18 protein-coding genes are annotated in these 16,575 nt (G+C 72.7%); 6 read left to right on the top strand and 12 right to left on the bottom strand.

What is annotated here, in order from left to right; genetic code table 11:
• Positions 1-24: 24 nt before the first annotated feature.
• On the bottom strand, positions 25-615 hold the full coding sequence (locus ABZ780_RS17210) for a hypothetical protein (protein ID WP_357486587.1): 591 nt from the start codon (positions 613-615) through the stop codon (positions 25-27).
• A 259-nt stretch (positions 616-874) separates the two neighbouring features.
• Between ABZ780_RS17210 and ABZ780_RS17205 the strand changes: the two genes are divergently transcribed.
• The 4 genes from ABZ780_RS17205 to ABZ780_RS17190 all read left to right on the top strand — a co-directional run bounded on the left by ABZ780_RS17205 (position 875) and on the right by ABZ780_RS17190 (position 4,729).
• Complete coding sequence (locus ABZ780_RS17205) at positions 875-2,053, top strand: ATP-binding protein (protein WP_357486585.1); 1,179 nt, start codon at positions 875-877, stop codon at positions 2,051-2,053.
• On the top strand, positions 2,043-3,254 hold the full coding sequence (locus ABZ780_RS17200) for a hypothetical protein (protein ID WP_357486583.1): 1,212 nt from the start codon (positions 2,043-2,045) through the stop codon (positions 3,252-3,254). The genes ABZ780_RS17205 and ABZ780_RS17200 overlap by 11 nt, the downstream gene beginning before the upstream one ends.
• Positions 3,227-3,940: a response regulator transcription factor gene (locus ABZ780_RS17195; RefSeq protein ID WP_357007989.1), complete on the top strand. Its 714-nt coding sequence runs from the start codon at positions 3,227-3,229 to the stop codon at positions 3,938-3,940. The genes ABZ780_RS17200 and ABZ780_RS17195 overlap by 28 nt, the downstream gene beginning before the upstream one ends.
• A gap of 72 nt (positions 3,941-4,012) precedes the next feature.
• Positions 4,013-4,729 (top strand): hypothetical protein, encoded by a 717-nt coding sequence (locus ABZ780_RS17190; protein ID WP_357007987.1) that lies wholly within the window; start codon positions 4,013-4,015, stop codon positions 4,727-4,729.
• Here ABZ780_RS17190 and ABZ780_RS17185 read toward each other — a convergent pair.
• The 6 genes from ABZ780_RS17185 to ABZ780_RS17160 all read right to left on the bottom strand — a co-directional run bounded on the left by ABZ780_RS17185 (position 4,611) and on the right by ABZ780_RS17160 (position 10,193).
• The gene (locus tag ABZ780_RS17185; RefSeq protein ID WP_357486581.1) at positions 4,611-5,591 is read right to left on the bottom strand and encodes a DJ-1/PfpI family protein; all 981 of its coding nucleotides are present in this window, start codon (positions 5,589-5,591) and stop codon (positions 4,611-4,613) included. The genes ABZ780_RS17190 and ABZ780_RS17185 overlap by 119 nt on opposite strands.
• A gap of 4 nt (positions 5,592-5,595) precedes the next feature.
• The gene (locus tag ABZ780_RS17180; RefSeq protein ID WP_357486579.1) at positions 5,596-6,204 is read right to left on the bottom strand and encodes an isochorismatase family protein; all 609 of its coding nucleotides are present in this window, start codon (positions 6,202-6,204) and stop codon (positions 5,596-5,598) included.
• Positions 6,205-6,289: 85 nt separating this feature from the next.
• Positions 6,290-7,042, bottom strand: a complete 753-nt coding sequence (locus ABZ780_RS17175; protein WP_357007980.1) for a lysophospholipid acyltransferase family protein — start codon at positions 7,040-7,042, stop codon at positions 6,290-6,292.
• A 94-nt stretch (positions 7,043-7,136) separates the two neighbouring features.
• Positions 7,137-9,197 carry a glycogen debranching N-terminal domain-containing protein gene (locus ABZ780_RS17170; RefSeq protein WP_357007977.1) on the bottom strand — a complete coding sequence of 687 codons (2,061 nt, stop codon included), beginning with the start codon at positions 9,195-9,197 and terminating at the stop codon, positions 7,137-7,139.
• Positions 9,197-9,568, bottom strand: coding sequence for an SCP2 sterol-binding domain-containing protein (locus tag ABZ780_RS17165; RefSeq protein ID WP_357007974.1), 372 nt, complete (start codon positions 9,566-9,568; stop codon positions 9,197-9,199). Before ABZ780_RS17165 ends, ABZ780_RS17170 begins: the two co-directional genes overlap by 1 nt.
• A gap of 208 nt (positions 9,569-9,776) precedes the next feature.
• Positions 9,777-10,193: a CBS domain-containing protein gene (locus tag ABZ780_RS17160; protein WP_357007972.1), complete on the bottom strand. Its 417-nt coding sequence runs from the start codon at positions 10,191-10,193 to the stop codon at positions 9,777-9,779.
• A 91-nt stretch (positions 10,194-10,284) separates the two neighbouring features.
• Here ABZ780_RS17160 and ABZ780_RS17155 point away from each other — a divergent pair, with 91 nt between their 5' ends.
• Positions 10,285-10,866 carry a nucleotidyltransferase family protein gene (locus ABZ780_RS17155; RefSeq protein ID WP_357007970.1) on the top strand — a complete coding sequence of 194 codons (582 nt, stop codon included), beginning with the start codon at positions 10,285-10,287 and terminating at the stop codon, positions 10,864-10,866.
• A gap of 47 nt (positions 10,867-10,913) precedes the next feature.
• On the opposite strand, the gene ABZ780_RS17150 is transcribed toward ABZ780_RS17155, so the two are convergent.
• The 4 genes from ABZ780_RS17150 to ABZ780_RS17135 all read right to left on the bottom strand — a co-directional run bounded on the left by ABZ780_RS17150 (position 10,914) and on the right by ABZ780_RS17135 (position 15,514).
• On the bottom strand, positions 10,914-11,354 hold the full coding sequence (locus ABZ780_RS17150) for a PPOX class F420-dependent oxidoreductase (RefSeq protein WP_357007967.1): 441 nt from the start codon (positions 11,352-11,354) through the stop codon (positions 10,914-10,916).
• Positions 11,355-11,663: 309 nt separating this feature from the next.
• Positions 11,664-12,689 carry an aspartate-semialdehyde dehydrogenase gene (locus ABZ780_RS17145; protein ID WP_357007965.1) on the bottom strand — a complete coding sequence of 342 codons (1,026 nt, stop codon included), beginning with the start codon at positions 12,687-12,689 and terminating at the stop codon, positions 11,664-11,666.
• A 198-nt stretch (positions 12,690-12,887) separates the two neighbouring features.
• Positions 12,888-14,225 carry a pitrilysin family protein gene (locus ABZ780_RS17140; protein WP_357486577.1) on the bottom strand — a complete coding sequence of 446 codons (1,338 nt, stop codon included), beginning with the start codon at positions 14,223-14,225 and terminating at the stop codon, positions 12,888-12,890.
• The gene (locus ABZ780_RS17135) at positions 14,222-15,514 is read right to left on the bottom strand and encodes a pitrilysin family protein (protein ID WP_357007960.1); all 1,293 of its coding nucleotides are present in this window, start codon (positions 15,512-15,514) and stop codon (positions 14,222-14,224) included. Before ABZ780_RS17135 ends, ABZ780_RS17140 begins: the two co-directional genes overlap by 4 nt.
• 96 nt (positions 15,515-15,610) lie before the next feature.
• Between ABZ780_RS17135 and ABZ780_RS17130 the strand changes: the two genes are divergently transcribed.
• Positions 15,611-16,366 (top strand): phosphodiesterase, encoded by a 756-nt coding sequence (locus tag ABZ780_RS17130; RefSeq protein ID WP_357007958.1) that lies wholly within the window; start codon positions 15,611-15,613, stop codon positions 16,364-16,366.
• On the opposite strand, the gene ABZ780_RS17125 is transcribed toward ABZ780_RS17130, so the two are convergent.
• Positions 16,336-16,548, bottom strand: coding sequence for a hypothetical protein (locus tag ABZ780_RS17125; RefSeq protein ID WP_357007957.1), 213 nt, complete (start codon positions 16,546-16,548; stop codon positions 16,336-16,338). The genes ABZ780_RS17130 and ABZ780_RS17125 overlap by 31 nt on opposite strands.
• Positions 16,549-16,575: the final 27 nt, after the last annotated feature.

The raw sequence follows: 16,575 nt of genomic DNA, 5'->3' as shown, positions 1-16,575 counted from the left end.
CCGGCGAGAGAGCGGGGTGCTGGCTCAGATCGGCCCGAGCAGCGCGGCCGTGGTCAGGCGCAGCCCGTCCAACGCCGCGCGCACCTCCGCGCGAGGTTTACGGCAGGAGTCCATCGGCAGGTACGGCCGCAGCCAGCGACCCTGCTCGTCGAGCAGGGCCAGCCAGGGCGGCACGAGCAGGTCGAGGGTGCAGGCGACGTCCCTGTCCGCCCGCTGGTCCGGCAGCCGCAGCGCGGCGACCAGCGACGCGATCTCGTCGGCGCGTCGTTCGGTGGCCACCTGTTCCTGGCCGCCACCGGGACCGGGCCGGAACTCCCGGCCGCAGAGCACGGCGGCGACCGGGGTGAACGCGGGATCGATCCGTCCGACCGCCGGCTCGGTCGGGGTCGGGGACACCAAACCTTCCGGGGCCGGGGACGCCGACCCGTCCGGTGCCGGTGGGGCGGGCAGCACGGTGCCGGCCTGGGGTGCGGCCTCGGCGCAGGAGGTCCACCTGTCCGCGATCTGGGCGGGGCCGGGATCGTCCACTCCGTTCGGCCCGGTGCCGGAGCCCGCACAGCCGCTCAGTGCCACACCGAGCAGAGCCGCCGCCAGTGCCGTTCGACCCGAGCGCATCTCGACCCTCCATCTCGCCGCCACCACGCTCGGACGGGCTGTGGCGGCATCGGGTTCCCCTCGGGGACGCCCGGCGGCGGCGTGACCGACCTTGTACGGCAATCGGGCGAGATCAGCACCAGCCCTGACAGCGGAGCGTCACGATAAAGAGACACCATGCGGACAGTGGGTGAACACTCACAGTCCGCCATGCTATTCTCCGATGTCGATCTCCGCCGCGCGGACCCGGACCGGGTCGTTGTCGGAAGGACACCTCCCGATGCCGGCGTCAGCCGCCCCGACCGTGCCGCCTCCCGCGCTGGACAATCCGGCGGGTGGCGCGTTCGGTCTCATCTTCACCACGTTGCCCGCGCTGCTGCGGCTGACCTGTGGGCTGGTCGGTGCGGCGGTGGCGCTGTCGGTGCGTACCCCACCGGTCGAGCCGGCCCTGCTGTGGCCCGCCGTGGCCGTGCTGACCGGATGGTCGCTCTGGTACGGCCTCCGCGCGCTGCGCCACGGCATCACCCCGGCCCTGGTCGCCGGTGACGTCGCGATCACCGCGGCGGCCTGCCTGCTCATCCCCCGGCTGGTGGCACCCGAGGTGCTGCCCGGCGAGGGCAGTTGGATCGCGGTGCTGGCCAGCACCACGGTGATCAACGCCCAGGCCACCGCCCTCGCCCGCTGGTCAGTCCCGGCCGGGCTGCTGGTCACCGTCACGTACGTCATCGGCACGCAGGCGGCCGGCAACGTCACCGAGGCGCGGGCGCACGCCACAACCCTGGTGGTGCAGACGGCCGTCACGGCCCTGATGACGACGGTGATGCGCCGCCGGATCGGGCGGGCGGACCAGGCGTTCGCCGAGCACCAGCGGCTGACCCGGGAGGCGTTGGTCGCCCGGACGGCCCGGGAGGCGGAGCGGCAGCAGAATCGCGACCTGCACGACACCGTGCTCGGCACGCTGACGATGGTGGGGCTCGGCGCGGTGGCCGGCCCGTCCGCCGCTTTCCGCGACCGGTGCGCGGCCGACCTGCGTACCCTCGTCGCGTTGACCGACAGCGGCCCGGCGCCCGGCGACGGCCCGGTGTCCCTCGACGGTCGCCTGCGGACGGTGCCCGACCGGCTGCCCGACCTGCGGGTGAGCATGGACCTGGCGGCGTGCGCGGTGCCCGCCGGGGTGGCCGACGCGATCACCGAGAGCGCCTACGCGGCGCTGTCCAACGTGGATCGGCACGCGCCCGGCGCGCGTGCCACGCTGCGGCTGACCCGCGACGCGGTAGCCGTCGTGGCCGAGGTCGTCGACGACGGCCCCGGGTTCGACCCGGCCACCGTCCCACCGCACCGGTACGGGCTGCGCGAGTCGATCCACGGCCGGATGGCGGCGGTCGGCGGGCGGGCCGAGGTGCGTTCCGCGCCCGGTGCGGGCACCCGGATCCGACTGGAGTGGCCCGGTGTCGGCTGACCTCGATGTCCCAACGGACCGCACCGCCACCCGCGCGGCACCGGACCCCCAGCAGCAGTACGGCACGGCGTCGGAGCCCCGGGAGGCGGCGGCGCTCGCCGCGCCGGCGGCCGTGGCGCGGGCCTCGGACCGAGGTGCCCGGATCGTTGTCGTCGGCATCGCGTGGGCCTGGCATGTCGCGATCGGGCTCCCGGCGGTGCTGGGCGTACGCACGGAGTTCGCCGCGCCGGCGGTCGTGCTCGGCTGTTGGGGGCTGGTCGCCGTGGCCGGCGCGGCGGCCGGCATCCTGCTGCTGCGGGGTACGCCGCTGCCGCCGTGGCCGCTCGCCGGGCTGCTGCTCGCCGCCGACGCGGCGGTCTTCGCCGCGGTCGGTGAACAGCACCTGTTCGGTGCCCCCAACTGGGTGTGGAGCACGCTCGGCTGGTTCTTCGTGCTCATGCTGTGGGGCCGCCGGGTCGTCGGGCTAATCGCGCTCCTGACCGCGCACACGTTTATCGCGCTGGTCGCCGTCCTCGCCCACGGCCCCGGCACCGCCGACCTGGCCCGATTCACCATGTACGTCTACGGCACCTTCTCCCTCCAGGTGGCGGTCTTCGTGGGCGGCACGACGATCGTCGGGTTGGCCCGGGACCGGGCCGCCACGGCCACTGCGATGCACACGATGGCCGCCGAACGGGCCGCCGCCGAGCGGGGCCGTCGGGAGCGCCGCGACCGGCTCGCCCTGGCCGGCGCGGCGGCCGGGCGGGTGCTCGGTGAGCTGGCCGACGGCACGGCCGACCCGGACGACCCGGAGGTGCAGCGGCGGTGCGTCCTGGCGGCGGCCCGATTACGCCGCATGATCGCCGAGTCCGACGACGTGCCCGACCCGCTGCTGCACGAGCTGCGGGCCGCCGCCGACCTGGCTGAACGCAACGGGCTACCGATCGACCTGGTCACCATCGGCAGTCCGCCGCCGCTGCCGGTCGAGATCCGCCGTCGGCTGGCCGACCCGCTCGCCGGGCACCTGGCCGACGCACAGGGATGGGCTCGGCTGACCGTCGTCTCCGGCCCCGACGAGGTGGTGATCAGCCTGGTCACGCCGGACCAGGAAGGGCCGGAGGCGACCGGCCCACCGCCCGGGGAGTACGACCACGGGCCGGTACAGCACCTCTACGAACGGGACGGGGACATCAGATGGGCGCAGACCCGGTGGCGGAAGTGACCGGCGACCGGCCGGTCGGGGTGGCGATCGTCGACGACCACCCGGTGGTCGTCGACGGGGTCCGCGCCTGGCTGGCCTCCGAGCCGCGTCTGACCGTGCTGGCCACCGGCGACGACCCGGACGAGGTGCTGCGCGCGGCGCCGGACGCCGACGTCGTCCTGCTCGACCTGCGGCTGCACGGCCGGATGGCGCTGGACAAGCTGGCCGAGTTGAGTGCCGCCGGCCGGCGGGTGGTCGTCTACTCGGAGCACACCGATCCGGAGACGATGCTCGCCGCGCTGGACGCCGGGGCGGTGGCGTTCCTGGCCAAACACGAGGGCCGGGAACACTGCGTGGAGACCGTGCTGGCGGCGGCGAGCGACCGCCCGTACGTGCCACCGGCGCTGGCCGGCGCGATGGTCGGTGATCCGAGGCCGGACCGGCCCGTGCTGTCCGACAAGGAGCGTGAGGCGCTGCTGCTCTGGTTCCAGTCGATGTCGAAGGCGTCGGTGGCCCGGCGGATGCGGATCAGCGAACACACCGTGAAGCAGTACGTGGACCGTGCGCGGATCAAGTACACCCGTGCGGGGCGACCGGCCGCCACAAAGGCGGCGCTGCTCGCCCGTGCGATCGAGGACGGGCTAGTCCGCCCGGAGGAGATCGGCATCTACCGGTCACAGGCGATGCACGACCGGCCGACCCCCTAACGACCGTCATGACAGTGGCCCCGTGATCCGCGAGGCTCAGACGCACAGCCAGCTGACCGGGAGGTCGTGACGATGCATACCGACGCGTCCCCCTTCTTCATCGGTCCACACCGGTTCGACGCACCGGACGACGATGCGGGTCCGGTTCTGGACCGGCACTACGACATGCGCCCGCTGCCCGGTGAGAAGGTGCTCGGCCGGCACCGGCTGTTGGTTGCCGGCTATCTGCTCGGGCCGACGGACGCGCGGCTCGGCTGGCAGCTTCCCGGCGCGGTCTCGGTGACTGTCACCGACCAGCGGATCTGCTGGGTGGGCACCGGCTCCCAGCTGTCCCTGGTCGCCGGCGACAACACGCCCCGGTCCCGGCCCGGGAGCCGGCTGACCGGCCTGATGACCGGGCAGGTCCGCTGGCAGTGGCCGTCCCGGCTGGAGCTCGCGCCGACCGATCCGGCGGAGTTGCTGATCGTCTGCGACGCGCTGCGCACCATCCAGCAGCCGGCGCTGGCCCTCGGCGGGTCATTCGGTGAGCTCATCGCGCTGGCCCGGCAGATCCGCCGGGCGGTGGCCCTGTTCCGGCTCACCCGCCCGGAGCTCGTGGACCTCTCGGCGCAGGAGCGCGACGTGTTGCTGCTGCGGGCCGGCCCCGCGTTGCTCGCCGGGGAGACCCGGATCACCCTGCCCGGTTCACTGCCGGTGGAGTTCCGCTCCCGGGACGACTACTACCGCTCGGGGCCGGATTCGAGCTCCTGGGACGGGTTCGCAGGCGGCGCAGCATCCGGGCGTCGGTGAAGCCGACGGTGCGCGCGGCGGCCTCCACCGTCGCGCCGTGCCCGATCAGGTGCTCGGCGCGTTCCACCCGCAGCGACTGCTGGTAGCCGAGCGGGGTGAGCCCGGTGGCCGCACGGAACAGCCGGGTCAGTGTCCGCTCCGCCACGCCACCGGCGGTGGCCAGCTCGGCCAACGGCAGGGGCTCGGCGTACCGGGTGTCGATCACGTCCTGCACGCGGTGCACCGCGTCGGACAGGTGGAAGCGGTGTCGCATCATGGCGCTGGCCTGCGGCTCGTGCCCGTTGCGCCGGGCGTAGACGACAAGCGTGCGGGCGATCCGGGCAGCGGTGGCCGGGCCGTGCCGGGTCGCCACCAGGTGCAGCGCCACATCGATGCCGCTGGCGATGCCGGCCGAGGTGACCACGCGGTCGTCGACCACGTACAGCACGTCGCGGGCCACCCGGGCCGCCGGATACCGGCGGGCCAGGTCGTCCTGCACCTCGTGGTGGGTCGTGCAGCGCCGGCCGTCGAGCAACCCGGCGCGACCCAGCGCGTACGCGCCGGCGCAGACGCTGGCCACGGTGCCACCGGATGCGTGATGGCCGGCCAGGCGCCGCAGGTCGACCGGCGACACCGGCCCCTGCGGGCCGTGCGCCGCCGGCCGCCAGCCGGGCACGATCAGCAGGTCGTCCGGCGTCAGCTCGGGCCACCGGGTCTCGGCGACCAGGGGTACGCCCTGCACGGTGGGCACCTGCTCCCGCTCGGCCACGTAGTGCAGCCGGTAGTCGTAGCCAAGATCGGCGGCGCTGGAGAAGACCTGGGCCGGCCCGGCGAGGTCCAGCAGGTGCAACTGCGGGACCAGCAGGAAGACGACCCGGGTCATCGGGTCAGCCCCGGGCGTCGGCGAGGGTCACGCCGGTCACCTCGTCGACGGTACGGATGGCCGCGAAGCGGCCGGCCAACGCGTACTCGGTGCGGGTGACGATCTCCTCGACGGTCAAAGTGCGCGGGTCGGCGAGGATCTCCTCGACGGTCGCCGTCTCCGGCATGTCCCAGTGCGCGATGGGGAAGGTCAGCGTGGCGTCGGTGACGAAGGTCATCCGGTAGCCGAGGTCCGCGCCCACCCTCGTGGTGGTCTCGACGCACTGCTCGGTACGGATGCCACAGACGGTGAGGTCGTACACACCGGCCAGGGTGAGCAGCTGCTGGAGGTTGGTGGTGGTGAACGCGTTGTGCGCGGTCTTCACCAGCCTCGGCTCACCCTCGACCGGCGCCAGCCCGTCGAGGAGGCGGACATAGCCCCGCGCCGGGTCGAACAAGCCGCCCGTGCCGGGCTCGGCGTGCAGGACCCAGACCACTAGGTCGCCGCGCTCGCGGGCGGCGGTGACCAGCCGGTCGACCTGCCCGACGAGGTCGGGGTTGGAGCCGTGCGCCCAGATCGGGCGCTGCCGGAACGATTCCTGGACGTCGATCACGATGAGTGCTGCTCTGCTCATGACACCGATCCTGGCCGGGCGGCCGCCGCGGCGGCAGACACCATCATGCCCGGTTGCGGAACGATCTGGTCACCGAGCCGGCCGCTCAGACGCTAGGCGTGCGGCGCTCTCCGGCGGCGTCCATGGCGGCGGCCTCCTCCGGCGTCGGGGCGCTGCCGCCCAGGTGCGCCGGCAGCCACCAGGTGTCGTCCGGGCCGGCCGGCGCGTCCGGGTACTCCCGCTGGGCCCGGTCGACGAGCGCCGTGAGCCGGGTCGTCAGCTCGGCGGCCAGCACGTTCGGATCCCGGAAGTCGGCCGGCTCGATCGGCTCGCCCACCAGGATCGTGATCGGCGTGTGCCGACGGGTAAGCGTGCGCGGGCGACCCTTCGTCCAGAGCCGCTGAGTGCCCCACACCGCGACCGGCAGCACCGGCACCTTCGCCGAACGGGCCATCCGGACGGTGCCGCTCTTGAGCTCCTTGACCGTGAACGACCGGCTGATCGTGGCCTCCGGGAAGACGCCGACCACCTCGCCGCGCTTGAGCGCGTCCACCGCCGCGCGGAACGATGCCGCGCCGGCCTCACGGTCCACCGGAATGTGCTTCATCCCGCGCATCAACGGCCCGCCGATCCGGTGCTCGAAGACCGAGTGCTTGGCCATGAACCGGACCAGCCGACCCGACGGGTTCGCACCGAGGCCCGCGAAGATGAAGTCGAGGTAGCTGACGTGGTTGCTGGCCAACACCGCCCCGCCGGTGCGGGGTACGTGGTGGGCGCCCTCAATATTGATCTTCAGGTCGAGGACCCGGAACAGCGTCTTGGCGGTGGCGATAACGGGCGGGTACACGAGCTCCGGCATTCGCAGAATCTACCGTGCCCGACTGTGGGTCGGCTGGGTGGCGGGCGGCGGCGGCGCGGGTTGCTCGCGCCGCCGCCGGTTCGTGACTGGTGGCTCAGTCGGCGAGGTTGTTCAGGTCGAGCCGACCCCGCGCGAACGCGTCCACCCGACCCCACCGGCCCGGGATGTCCAGCACCTCGATGCGGCCCATCCCCACCGGCAGCCGTGGCTCGACCGCCAGGTGCCCCTCGTGGGGCTCCAGGCCGAGCATGGTCCGCAGCAACAGCAGCGGCGTACCGGTCGACCACGCCTGAGGGCTGCACGCCGTCGGATACTCCACCGGGAACTTCGTCAGCTCCCGCGGGTAGCCGCCGAACGCCTCCGGCAGTCGCCCGTCGAAGTACGTGGCCGCGTCCAGCATGCCGTTGGCGATGGTCGCGGCCTCCTCGGCGAACCCGTACCGGCGCAGACCCCAGGCGATGAAGGAGTTGTCGAACGGCCAGATCGTGCCGTTGTGGTAGCCGATCGGGTTGTACCGGGCCTCCCCCTCGGCCAGGGTCCGGACGCCCCAGCCGGAGAAGAGACGAGGTCCCACCAGGTGTTGCGCGACCTGCTCCGCCCGCGCGGGATCGACGATCCCGCTCCACAACAGGTGCCCGATGTTGGAGCTGAGGACGTCACACTGGCGGCCGTCCGGGTCCAGGGCGAGCGCGTAGTATCCGCCCTCGGCGACCCACCAGTCCCGGTTGAACCGCTCCTTCAGCTCCGCCGCCTCCCGCTCCAACTCCTCGGCGAACTTCGGGTCGTCCCAGAACTCCCGGGCCAGCCGCGCCCCGCGGATCTTCGCGTCGTACGCGTACCCCTGCACCTCGCAGGTGGCGCGGGGGAAGGGCGGCAGCGTCCCGTCGGAGTAGGAGATCGAGTCCCAGGAGTCCTTCCAGCACTGGTTCTCCAGGCCCGTCTCGGTGTTGCGCCGCTCGTACCAGATGTAGCCGCTGCCGACCAGGTCGGCGTAGCTGTCGATCCACCGCAGCGCTGCCCGGGACTCCCGCTCCAACTCCTTGACCAGGGCGGCGTCGCCGGACCACCGCTCGTACTCGTCGAGCAGCACGACGAACAAGGGCGTCGCGTCCACCGAGCCGTAGTACGGCGTGTGCGGCTGCTCCTCGAAGGCCGCGGTTTCCCCGTAGCGCATCTCGTGCAGGATCCGCCCCGGGTCCTCGTCCCGGAAGTCGTCGAAGCGGCTGCCCTGCAGGGACGCCAGGATGCGCAGGGTCGTCTTCGACAGCTGCGGGGTGAACGGCAGCGTCTGCAGGCAGGTGAGAATGCTGTCCCGGCCGAACATGGTCATGAACCAGGGCAGGCCGGCGGCGGGCAGGGTGGCGCCGCCCAGCGACAGCGGCGAGAAGCGCAGCGCCGCCAGGTCGATGAGGCTGCGCCGGTAGGTGGCCGACACTCGACCGTGCTCACTGTTGACCTTGGGTGCGTCCGCGATCCACTGCTCCAGGTCGTGCTGGAGGGCGAGCCGCTCGTTGCCATGGATTCGAAGCCCCATCCGCAGGTCCCGACCGCCGGGTCCGACCGCGTGGGTCTTGACGTCGATCGCGGTTTTCCACTGTTCGTTGGGCTCCAGGTGCACGGTGTACGCGAACCCCTTGCTGTCGTACCGGGCCGCGATCGACGAGGAGATGACCGTCTCCCGGCGGAAGTTGCCCCGCCGGTAGCCCAACCGCAACTGCTCCGCTTCGACCTCGGTGTAGATCTCGCCCTTCTTGTTCAGGATCTCGTCCTTGACCTGGAACAGGTCGGCGAAGTCGGACGCGGCCTCCATCCGTATTTCCAGGTCCACCGGTCTCTCGTCGTGGTTGAGGATGGTGAGATGCTCCCGGAAGCTGCCGCCGACCGCGCGCTCGCGGATGATCGACAGCTTCGCGTCCACGTAGTGCGTGGCCATCCCCGGGACGAGGAAGAACCTCGACTCGAAGTACTGGAGGTCGTCGAAGGAGAGCGAGTTGAGCCGCTCACCGTTCACGGTCAGCACCCAGGTGGACAGGAACCGGGTGTCGAGGGAGAAAAGCCCGGTCGGCTCGCTCGGCGTCGCCTCGATGTCACCGGTGTCCTCGCAGACGACGAACGTGTTGCCGTCGAGGATCCGGACCGTGTTGCTCTGTCCCATCAGTGCGCCTCCCCCACGAAGCGGCGACGCGGCCCTTGGGCATCCGGCGGCCCGGGGAAGATCCGCTCCACCTGCACCACCAGTCGGGCGTCACCCGACACCGTCACGTCACCGCGAAACAGGGCGGCCAGGCCGTGCTCGCGGCCGGAGACGATGTCCTCGAACAGCGCCGGGCTGGTCCCGACCACCGTGTCGGCCTCCCGGTCGTCCTGAGTCACGTTCAGCCGACCGTGGTCGATCGCCAGCAGCCAGTGTCGGGTCTGTGCCCCCTCCTGCAGGTCGATCCGCAGTGTCCCGGACGTCTTTGCCAGCAGGGGCTCGTACCCCCGCCGGTTCAGGTCCTCGAAGAACCTTGTGGTCGCGTCCACCATCGGGTCCACTCCTCCCCAGTCGGCCGGGTCGGGATCCCACCCGGCGCGCTCGCTTCGCGCACGGCCGGCGTTGCACGTCCCCACCCGGGTCCCCGCCGGCCGCGCGGTCAACCTCGCCCGGATCGGGTGAAACGCCGGGCGGGGCGGCCAGAGGCGACAACGCCGGCCCTCCCCGCATGGGGAGAGCCGGCGCGCCCGCGGTGGACGGTCAGTTGTTCGGGTCGTCGGCGCTGATGTCGGCCAGCACCGACTGCGGTTCACGCTCGACCGCGAGGTCGCCCATCGAAACCAGGCCGATCAGGCGCCCGTCCTCGATTACCGGCAACCGGCGTACGGCGTAGGTGCGCATCAGGTCCGCGGCGGACACCGCGTCGTCGTACTGGCTCACGGTGATCACATCCCGGCTGGTGATCTCGTTCAGCCGGGTCGAGCCCGGATCCATGTTCTCCGCGACACCCCGGACCGTGATGTCCCGGTCCGTGACGATACCGACCACACTGTCGCCGTCGGTCACCACCACGTCACCAATCGCGCTGTCGCGCATCTCCTGCGCGGCGGCAGTCAGCGTGTCGTTGCCGTCCATCGTCACCAACCGGGTCGTCATGAACTCTCCGACCGTTGTCATGGTGCTCCCCTCTCGGTGTCGGCACGGCCCGTCTACCCGCCGCCCGGGGCGGGGTAACGCGTGCGTGGCGGTGCGCGCCTACCGTGGTCGGATGACCACTGGTGAGCGTGAGCTGCGGGAGTTGGTCACCGGCAACGAGTGGCTGACCCAGGCGCTGACCGTGGTTCGCGACTCCGGCCTGCCGGACGCCTGGATCGGCGCGGGCGCCCTCCGCGACCTGGTGTGGGGCGAACGGTACGGCGACGGGTTCGACCCGGCGACGGTCCGCGACGTGGACGTGGTCTTCTTCGACCCGACCAGGCTGAGCCGTGACGACGACAACCGCGCCACCGCCCGACTCGCGGCGGCCTGGCCCGAACCGCGGTGGCAGGCGCGCAACCAGGCGGCGGTGCACACGTGGTACGCGACAAAGTTCGGCGGCGACCCCATCGCCCCGTACCGCAGCGTCGCCGAGGCGATCGCCACCTGGCCGGAGTATGCCACCGCCGTGGCCGTCCGGCTGGGCCCTGCCGGGCGGTTCGAGGTCTGCGCCCCGTACGGCCTGGGGGATCTGCTCAACGGTGTGTGGCGGCACAATCCGGCCCGGGTGGACGTGGCCCGGTCCCGGCAGCGGTTGGCCCGGCACCGGCCCGCGCAGCGCTGGCCCGGGGTGACCGTGATCGACCCGGGCTGACCCGGGGAGTCGAGTGGCAACTGCCGTGGCCGGCGCCGATCGGCCGGTCAGGCGCGCGGCGGCATCCCGTAGACCCGCTCCACGTGCAGGCGCAGCACCAGCCGCCGCTCGGCGACCATGGCCCGGCGATAGTCGTCCCAGTCCGGGTGCTCGCCGCGCAGTGACCGGTAGAGCCCCACCAACTCCTCGACGGTGGCGTCGCCGAGGTCAGCCGACAGGGCGGTCAACTCGGCGCGCCCCTCGACCACCGCGTACGCCCAGCCGTCCTCGCTGCCGACGTGGAAGCTCGCGCGTGGGTCCCGACGCAGGTTGGCGGTCTTGGCCCGGCCGTCGGTGACGGACACCCGGATCAGGCCCGCCTCCCGGTCGAACGAGTAGACCACGGTGGACATCTGTGGCCGACCGTCGCGCTTGATCGTCGCCAGCACGCCCATCGAACGGCCGGCGATCAGGTCGGTCAGCGACTGCTGGGTGCGATCATCCGGCACGGGTTCCTCCAGGTGGCACGGTCGGCTCCGTCCATCCAAGCACGACCGGAGGCGTCCCGCGCCCGCCCAGCCCGGGACCCCGGACCGAGGCACCCACCCGGGCGTGCCACCGGGACGACGACGGGCCAGCGCTGCTCGACGGCGACGGCCAGCACCGCCGACGCCCCCGCCCAGAACGACGACGGCCAGCACCGCCGAGGTCCGTCGAAAACGGCGACAGCCCAGCACCGCCGAGGCCCCCGCCGTTTCCGGCGGGGGCCTCGGCTGACGGTGACGGTCAGCGACGGCTCAACGCCGTCCAGCGGCAGGTCAGCGGCGCTCGGCAGCGACCAGTTCGGCGAGCTGCACCGCGTTGAGAGCGGCGCCCTTGCGGAGGTTGTCGTTGGAGCAGAACAGCGCCAGCCCGTACTCGACGGTCTCGTCGGCGCGGATCCGTCCCACGTAGGTCGGGTCCTGCCCGGCTGCCTGCAACGGCGTCGGCACCGCGGTCAACGCGACGCCGGGGGCGTCGGCGAGCAGTTCGTGGGCTCGCTGCGGGGTGAGCGGCCGGGCGAACCGGGCGTTGATCTGGAGCGAGTGGCCGGTGAAGACCGGCACCCGGACGCAGGTGCCGGACACCTTCAGGTCGGGGATCTCCAGGATCTTGCGGCTCTCGTTGCGCAGCTTCTGCTCCTCGTCGGTCTCGAACGAGCCGTCGTCGACGATCGAGCCGGCGAGCGGGAGCACGTTGAAGGCGATCGGCTCGGAGAACGAGCGCGGCGCGGGGAATTCCACGGCCGACCCGTCGAAGGCGAGCCCGGCCGCGTGTTCGGCGACCTTGCGGACCTGCTCGTCCAGCTCGGCGACGCCGGCCAGCCCGGCACCGGAGACCGCCTGGTACGTCGAGACGACCAGCGCCACCAGGCCCGCCTCGGCGTGCAGTGGGCGCAGCACCGGCATCGCGGCCATGGTGGTGCAGTTGGGGTTGGCGATGATGCCCTTCGGGCGGTCGGCGGCGGCGTGCGGGTTGACCTCGGCGACCACCAGCGGCACCTGCGGGTCCGTGCGGAATGCCGAGGAGTTGTCGATCACCACGGCGCCGGTCTCGGCGACCCGGGGCGCAAGCTCCTTGGCGGTGCCCTTACCAGCCGAGAAGAGCACGATGTCCAGCCCCGCGTAGTCCGCGGTGGTGGCGTCCTCGACGGTCACCTCGCCGTCACGCCATGGCAGCGTACGGCCAGCGGATCGCGCTGACGCGAACAACCGCACCTGATCCGCCGGGAACTCCCGTTCCGCCAGCACCTGCCGCATTACGCCACCGACCTGGCCGGTGGCCCCCACAATGCCGATCCTCATCTCGCGAGGCTACCCAGCCCACCCGCACAACCGGGAGCCCTTTCCCACCGCCCGCGTCCCGCATCACACCCCACCCCCGCTTGCCCCACCCACCGCCCACCCGCGTTGATCATGAAGTTATTGTCACGACGCGCCGCGCCGAGTGACAACAACTTCATGATCAACGGGAGATCCGGGCGGGGAGGGCCCGGCCGGGGGTTAGGGGATCAGGTCTCCTAGGGCTGCTGCTGTTAGGTCGTCTCGGATGAGCGCGGCGTCGCCCTCGATGACCAGGGTCATCGCGTCGGGGTGCAGGTGGGTCGCCGCCGCTGCGGAGACCTGGGCCACGTCGGCGGAGAGCAGGGCCTCCCGCAACTGGGCGTGATAGTCGTCCGGCAGGTCGTGCACCACCAGCGTGGTCAGCGCGGAGGCGATGGCCCGCGGGCTCTGCAACTCCACAGAGAGCTGCCCGGCCCGCCAGGAGCGCGCCACCGCCAGCTCGTCCTCGGTCACTCCCCCCGCCTGGGTACGCGTGATCTCCCCCACTGCCTCGACCAGGGCCGGCGCGGTGACCGCAGTCTGCACCCCGGAGCTGACCGCGAACCGGCCGAACCGTCGGGACGAGGCGAACTCGCCCCGGATGCCGTACGTGTAGCCACGCACCTCACGGATCAGGTGGTTGAGGCGGGAGGTGAACGCCCCGCCGAGCACCGTGCCGGCCAGCGTCATCGGCACATGGTCGGGGTGCGCCCGGTGCGGCGACGGGTGACCGAGCCGCAGCGTCGACTGCACCGAGCCGGGCCGGTCCACCAGGATGATCCGCCGGCCGGTGCGCAGCGGCACCTCGATCGGGCCGCCCCGCTCGGCCGGGCCACCGCCGGTGCCGGCGAAAGCCGCGCCGGCCAGCGCGTCCAGGTCGATCCGGTCGAGGTCACCGGCGACGATCAGGGTGCCGGGCCGCAGGAACCACTCGGAGTGGAAGACCGTGACGTCCTCCACGTCCAGGCCAGCCACCGAGTCCGGGTCCCCGTACATCGGTCGTCCCCACCGGTTGTCCGGGCCGTACAGGTCCGCGCGCAGCGCTGCGTCGGCGCGCGGCCCCGGGTTGGCCCAGTCCATCCGCAGCGCGGTGGCCTCGTCGTCGCGGACCCGCCGGACGTCGGCCGGATCCAGCCGGGGCGTCCGGACGGCCTCGGCGAGCAACTGCACCGCGGCGGTCAACCGGTCCACCGGGACCTGGACGCTGACCTGGAACGAGTCCCAGTCCAGCCCGGTCACCAGTTCGGTGCCGAGCGCCTCGATGGCCAGCGCGTACGAGGTGGCGTCCCGCTGCGCGGTGCCCTCCTCCAACGCCTTGGCCAGCACCCCGCCCAGCCCCTCCTTGCCGGTCGACTCCCGGGCGGCGCCGGCGTCGAGCAGCAGCAGCGCGACGGCGAGGTTCTGCCCGGGCAGGTGCGCGGCGACCACCTGGCCGCCGGCCACCGTGCGGCGGACCACCGGCGGGAACCGGTACGGGCGAGCGGCACCCGGGCCGGGACGGTCGGCGATCAGCGTCATGCGGTCTCCTCGGGCAGGTAGGTCAGGGTCACCCGGTCGGCGGCGCCGAGCACCTCGGCGGCGGTCTCGGCGATCTGCTCGGCGGTCACCGCGAGCCAGGAGGGCAGCCGGTCGGCGGCCCGCGCGGGGTCGCCGAACTGGGTGGCGTACCGGCCGAGCGTGTCCGCCCGACCGTCCACCGTCGACATCTGCCGCCACCACGCGGTGCTCAGCAACGCCTTCGCCCGGTCCAGTTCGGCGGCGGTCACCGGCACGGTGGCCAGCTCGTCGACGACCTCGGCCAGCCCTTCGGTGAGCCGTTCGGCGCTGACGCCGGGGCGGGCGGTGGCGGTGGCGATCAGCGGCGCCGGCGCGTGTGCCAGGTCCACCCCGTACGCGCCGACCAGGTCCGGCTGGGCGATCCGTTCCCCGTCGGCGAGCCGCTGGTAGAGGCGGCTGCCCCGGCCGCTGCCGAGCACGGTGGCGAGCACGGTGAGCACGTCGTACCCGGGGCTGCCGAACGGGTGGCCACGGTGGGCGATGTAGACGCGCGGCGCCGGCACTTCGGCGGTCACGGTCTCCACGGCGGGCTTGCCGGTCGCCGGGACGGTCCGACCGTCCGGCGCGGGCGGGATGTCGTCGCGGGCGGGCAACGCCCCGAAGTACTTGTCGGCCAGCGCGAACACCTCGGCGGCCTGGGCGTCGCCGACGACGGTGAGCACCGCGTTGTTCGGCGCGTAGTACATCTCGTGGAACGCCTGGAAGGTGGCGAGGTCAGCGGCGTTCAGGTCGGCCATCGAGCCGATCGTCGAGTGGTGGTACGGGTGCCCCGGCGGGTAGAGCAGCGGCAGCAGCCGCAGCCACGCGTCCCCGTACGGGACGTTCTCGTAGCGCTGCCGACGCTCGTTCTTCACCACGTCACGCTGGTTGTCCAGGGTCTCCTGGGTGAGCGCGGGGACCAGGCCACCCATCCGGTCGGCTTCCAGCCAGAGCGCCAACTCCAGGTGCTCGGCCGGGACCGTCTCGAAGTAGTTGGTCCGGTCCGGGTTGGTGGTGGCGTTGAGTGAGCCGCCGGAGCCCTGAATCAGCTTCATGTGCTCGGTCTTGGCCACGTTCACCGAGCCCTCGAACATCAGGTGCTCGAAGAGGTGGGCGAAACCGGTTTGCCCCTCCGGCTCGTGTCGGGAGCCGACGTCGTACCACAGATTGACGGCCACGGCGGGTGCTGTGCGGTCCTCGCTCACCACCACACGCAGGCCGTTGTCCAGTCGGGACGTCTCGATGGGCCAGGGGTAACCACTGTCGGGCATGCCACGACGCTATCCGATCTCGCGGGCGGAAAGGTGACGTGTGGTCGGCCGGCGAGCCGCCCGCATCGAGCCCGCCGGTCGGGGTACCGGAGGGGCATGACCCCGCCGACCGCCACCTCACCCAGGCGCCGGGCCGCCGGGCTGGCCGCCACCGCCGTCGAACGCGCCAGCGCCGCGCTCGGCCGGCTGCGCCGCGGCCGGCTGCTGCATCCGGCCGGTGCGTCGTTCGTCGCCGAGGTGACGATCTGGGGTACGCCCGGACCGCCCACCGGGGTCGGCCTGCTGGACGACCCCGGCCGGTACGGGGGCACGGTGCGGCTCTCCAAGGGCACGCCCACGCCCGGCGGTTGGCCGGACGTGCTGGGCCTGGCGCTGCGGGTGCACCTCGACACCGGCGCACCGTTCGACCTGCTCGTCAGCTCCAGCGGCGCCGCCCCGGTGCTGCGGACCCTCCCGCTGCCCCGGCGGCGCTTCAGCGGGACGTACAGCACGATCATGTGTTACCGGGTGGGTCCGCGCCGGCTCTGGCTGGCCGCGTTGGCCGACCCCGAGTCGGCCGACCTCGGCCGCAGCCTGGCCTCGGTGGCCGCCTCGGCCCGGACGGACGCGCCGCGACTGGTGCTCGCGGTCGCGTCCGCCGTGGGGCCGTGGCGGCCGGTCGGACAGCTCAGCATCGGTGCCCAGCTCAGCGCCCGGGAGGATGCCGCGCTCGCCTTCGACCCGGTGCGCAACCTGCCACCCGAGCTGCGGGCGGCCGGCCCGCTGGCCTGGCTGCGGGAGCAGACGTACCGGGGGTCACGTCGGGCGCGCGGCGCGGCCGATCAGTCGGGAGGCTCGACGGCCACGGTCTGATCCGAGGTACGGCGCTCCAGCACCGTGTCGGGGGCCGCGTTCTGGTCCGCCTCGCGGATGTCCGATTCGGTGAGGATGGCGTCCGCCTGCGCCTCCGGGTCGTCGCTGCCCACCGCCGCCTCTTCGGGTAGCAGGTGTGCGCGGGACTCCACCCGCTCCTGGTCGCTCTGCTCGTGTGTCATGGCACCCCTGTTACCCCGACCTCGCCT

Origin of the sequence: Micromonospora sp. NPDC047467 (assembly GCF_040643095.1) — a bacterium.
Lineage (GTDB): Bacteria > Actinomycetota > Actinomycetes > Mycobacteriales > Micromonosporaceae > Micromonospora.
This window is presented reverse-complemented; position numbering and strand designations above follow the sequence as displayed.